The following is a 4543-nucleotide window of genomic DNA, read 5'->3' as shown; positions in this document are numbered from 1 at the left end:
CTTCTTGGCGGGGGTGGGGGGCATGCCTCTTCGGTTTCAGCGGTGGGAACGGAACCATACCCCGCTCTCCGCCCCGCGCGATGCCAGGCAGGCATCAGCGCGCGGTGTGTCGCCCCCGTTGCCTGGAAGGGAGGCGACCACCGCCTCCAGGGTGCATCCGTGACAGAGGAATGCGGCCCGGGTGGATGCAACCCTGGGTGAAACATGAATTTCAGGAAGTCACTTTCGAGGGAGGGTGGAGAAAGTCAGGCAGGCGGTGGCTCACGAGGTTCTGTCGGGGTGCTCCGCTTCGTCCTTCTCGAAGAGGCTCTCCAGCTCTTTGCGGGCTTTGTCGGCCAACTCCACGAGCTTTTGCTCGTCGCGGTGGAACCGGGCCGTCTCGCGCAGGAGGCGCTCGTCGTGTTCCATCATCCGTTCCTGGGCGCGCCGGCTCTCCGAATACGTGAGGCCCAGCTCCTGGAGCACCCCGGCGCCCATCTCCAGGCTGTCGAGAAACGTCTCACGCATCACCCGGTCGATTCCCATGTCCAGCAGCTCGTAGGCGTGCACGCGGTTGCGCGCGCGGGCGAACAAGGTGAGGTGGGGGAAGTGTTGCTGCACGGCCCGCGCGGTGCGCAGTGACGCCTCGATGTCGTCGATGGCCAGCACGAACACCTTCGCCTTGTCCGCGCGGGCCGCGCGCAGCAGGTCCAGACGTGAGGCGTCCCCGTAGAAGACCTGGCTGCCGAAGCGCTTCATGAAGTCAATCTGCTCCGGGCTGGCGTCAATCGCGGTGAAGCCGATGCGCTTGGCGCGCAGCAGGCGGCCCACCACCTGCCCCACGCGGCCGAAGCCGGCGATGATGACGGGGTTGTCCTCCGTGGGCGCCACGTCGAACTCGCGCCCCGAGGCCTTCGGCTTGAAGCGCGGGCGCACCCAGCGCTCGTGCGCGGCATACAGCACCGGCGTGGTGGCCATGGACAGGCCCACCACCACCACGAGCAGCTCCGACAGCGAGCGCTCCATGATGTGCTGGGCGGTGGCGAGCGAGAAGAGCACGAAGGCGAACTCACCGCCCTGGGAGATGACGACGGCCAGGTCGAGCGCCGGCTCACGCCGCCCCAGGGCCATCCGCCCCAGCCCGTAGAGCACCGCGCCCTTGAGGGCCACCAGCCCCAGCACCAGTCCGAAGACGAGCAGCGGCTTCTGGAGGATGAGGCTCAGGTTCACCGACATGCCCACGCTGATGAAGAACAGGCCCATCAGCAGCCCCTTGAAGGGCGCCAGGTCCGCCTCCAGCTCGTGGCGGTACTCGGAGTCCGCCAGCAGCACGCCCGCGAGGAAGGCCCCCAGCGCCATGGACAGGCCCACCGCGTTGACCAGCGACGCGGTGCCCACCACCAGCAGCAGCGCGGTGGCGGTGAACAGCTCCTGGCTGTGGGTGGCGGCCACGGCGCGGAACACCGGGCGCACCAGGTAGCGGCCGCTCAGCACCACCGCCAGCAGCACGCCCACGTCCTTCAGGAGCAGGAGCCACACCGGCTCCGGGGAGGGCGCGCCGCCGTCACCCAGCAGCGGCAGCAGGGCCAGCAGCGGCACCACGGCCAGGTCCTGGAAGAGGAGGATGCCGAAGGCCAGCTGGCCATACGGCGTGGTGAGCCGGTTGCGCTCGGCCAGCAGTTGCAGCGCGAAGGCGGTGGAGGACAGCGACAGGCCAAAGCCCGTGACGATGGCCGCGCCCCACGTCAGGCCACACAGCAGGCCCACGCTGGCCAGCAGCGCGCCGGTGAGCAGCACCTGCGCGCCGCCCAGGCCGAAGACGGAGCGGCGCAGCGCCCACAGCCGGCTGGGTTGCAGCTCCAGGCCGATGACGAACAGCAGCAGCACCACGCCCAGCTCCGCCACGTGGAAGATGTGCTCCACGTCGCTGATGAGCTTCAGTCCCCAGGGGCCGATGACCGCGCCCGCCGCCAGGTAGCCCAGCACGGAGCCCAGTCCGAGCCGCCGCGAGAGAGGAACCGCCAGCACCGCCGCCGCGAGGAACACGAGCGCCTGCTGCAGGAAGGACATGCGGCTTCCTTGCACGGACGTCCGGGTAGCGGCAATTCGGCGCGGGCACGGGGCCCCGCGGGCTCAGGCGTCCGTGCCCCTGCGTGCGAGCGGCGGGTGTACAGCGTGGGACGCCGAGGCGCCCGCGGAGGGCAGGGTGAAGGTGAACACACTGCCTTCGCCCAGGGTGCTCTCCGCCTGGATGCCACCGCCGTGGGCTTCGACGAGCCCCTTGGCGATGGCCAGGCCCAGTCCGGTGCCGCGGCTGGCCGCGTCGCGGGCCTGCCAGTAGCGGTCGAAGATGTGGGGCAGCGCGTCCGGAGCGATGCCGGAGCCGGTGTCGCGCACGTGGACGGACACCTCACCGCCGCGCGCCTGGGCGCCCAGCTTCAGGTCGCCCCCCGCGGTGGTGAACTTCACCGCGTTGCCCAGCAGGTTGCCCAGCACCTGGAGCACCCGCACCTTGTCGCAGCGCACGCGCACGTCCGCGGCGGGGAGCTCCACGGACAGGCGCAGGCCCTTGGCCTCCGCCAGCGGACGGATGGAGTCCAGCGCCTCGGTGAGCAGCCCGGCCACGCCGTGTTCGCCCCACTCCAGCGGCAGGCCGCCCGCCTCCAGCCGGCCCCAGTCGAGCAGGTCGGAGATGAGGCGCGACATGCGCTCGGTGGCGTCCTGGATGCGGGTGGCCTGCTTGGCCACGCTTTCGCCGCCCGGCTTCGCCCCCGCGCCGCGCAGCAGCAGCGCCGCGCCCAGCTGCACCACGCCCAGCGGGTTCTTCAAGTCGTGCGACACCACGGCCAGCAAGTCCTCGCGGGCTCGCGCCGCGCGCCGGGACTCGCCCACCAGCCGCGCGTTGTCGATGGCGAGGCTGGCGCGCAGGCACAAGTCCTCCGCCAGCGCCAGGTCGTCCGGGCCGTAGCGCCGCCCGGAGCCCGAGGACACGAAGGTGACGGCGCCCAGCGTGTGGCCGCGCGCGCGCAGGGGCACAATCATGTACGAGCGCGCCTGGAGCAGCCGCAGCAGCGCGGGGTGCGCGGGCTCCGCCGCGGCGGCGCGCAGCAGGGAATCCGTCACCGCCGGCACCAGCTCCGGCTCGCCGGTGCGCAGCACGCGCAAGAGGCCCACGGCGGCGTCGTCCCGCAGCTCGGTGCGGGTGGGCAGCGCGCCCGAGCGCTCCTGCTGCGTCGGGTCCAGGCAGGCCGCCGCCACGCGCGTCACCCAGGGGCCCTGCTCCAGCGCGTCCACCAGGCACCAGTCCGCCACGTCGGGCACCGCCAGGTGCGCCAGCAGCGTGTACATGCCCTGCGGGTCCGGCGGGTGGGTGAAGAGCGTCGTCATCGCCTGGTAGAGGAAGGAGCGGCGGCGCTCGGCCTGCTCCACCTCCGCCCGCGCGGCCAGCTCCAGCTCCATGGCGCGGGAGAACACGGCCTCCGCGTCGGTGAGGGGGCGCGCCGTCACCAGCACGCAGCAAGGCCCCCCATCCTCCGAGGGCAGCGGACTGAGCGTCAGCGCGTGCCGCCGGGGGCCCGTCTGCGTGGCCCAGGGCGCTTCCAGCTCGCAGGTGTCTTGGATGAGCATCACCCGCGCGCGCGCCGTCTCCAGCCGCGCCAGCTCCTCGGGCGGGAAGCCCAGCTCCCCCCAGTGCCTGCCCTCCAGCTCCTCGGGGAGCCGGCCCACCGTCCTCGCGCCTGCCTGGCTGCACACCAGGACCCGCCCCGTGTCATCCAGGACGTAGGACGGGTCGGGGAGCGCGGCGAAGACGGTGGCGAGGGATGCGGGGAGTCGAGCTGCCATGAATGGGGACTGGCTGGAAGGGGCCCCCATCATGACACCGCACGGGCGCCGGACCATCCCGGCACCGGGAGAATCCTGTGGATGTTTTAAAATCCAATGTTCTGGCGCGTGTAACTCAGACTCCCCCGTTACCCCGGAAAGCCGAGGTGAGCCGGCTCGCCAGGTCGGGCAGGGCGACGACTTCGTGGGCCAGGTTGGCGCCCACCACCACCCCGGGCATGCCGTAGACGACGGAGGACTGCTCGTCCTGGGCCAGGATGCGGCCTCCGGTGCCGTGGAGTTCGCGCACGCCCTCCAGTCCGTCCTGGCCCATGCCGGTGAGGATGACGGCGAGCGACGCGGGCCCGTAGGCGCGGGCCACCGAGCGGAACATCCACGTCGCGGACGGCCGGAAGCCATTCACCGGCGCGGCCCGGGAGACCTCCGCCCGGCCCTCGGCTCGCACGCCGAGGTGGCGATCATCCGGCGCCAGATACACATGCCCGGGGAGCAGGGGCTCGCCATCCTCCGCCACCTTCACGGGCAAGGGCCCCGCGGTGCGCAGCCACTGCGCCAGGCCCTCGCTGAAGCCAATGGCGATGTGCTGCACCACCAGCAGGGGGACGGGGAAGCTGGCGGGCAGCTCGGACAGGAGGCGGAAGAGCGCCGCCGGACCGCCGGTGGAGGCGGCCAGGGCCACGACACCGGGGCGCGTGGGGGACACGGACGGCGCGGGTGGGGC

Annotated in this window: 3 protein-coding genes; all 3 read right to left on the bottom strand. The window is 72.1% G+C overall.

What is annotated here, in order from left to right; all coding sequences use genetic code 11:
• Positions 1-261: 261 nt before the first annotated feature.
• Positions 262-2049 carry a monovalent cation:proton antiporter-2 (CPA2) family protein gene (locus tag FMP39_RS36885; RefSeq protein WP_141594630.1) on the bottom strand — a complete coding sequence of 596 codons (1788 nt, stop codon included), beginning with the start codon at positions 2047-2049 and terminating at the stop codon, positions 262-264.
• A 63-nt stretch (positions 2050-2112) separates the two neighbouring features.
• Entirely contained in the window at positions 2113-3879 is a 1767-nt protein-coding gene (locus tag FMP39_RS36880; protein ID WP_141594628.1) for an ATP-binding protein, read from the bottom strand.
• A gap of 58 nt (positions 3880-3937) precedes the next feature.
• Positions 3938-4543, bottom strand: a 606-nt coding sequence (locus FMP39_RS36875) for a CheB methylesterase domain-containing protein (protein WP_141594626.1), incomplete at its 5' end; no start/stop codon positions are given.

It is taken from the genome of Myxococcus sp. AB056, from assembly GCF_006547365.1.
Classification (GTDB): Bacteria; Myxococcota; Myxococcia; order Myxococcales; family Myxococcaceae; genus Myxococcus; species Myxococcus virescens.
This window is presented reverse-complemented; position numbering and strand designations above follow the sequence as displayed.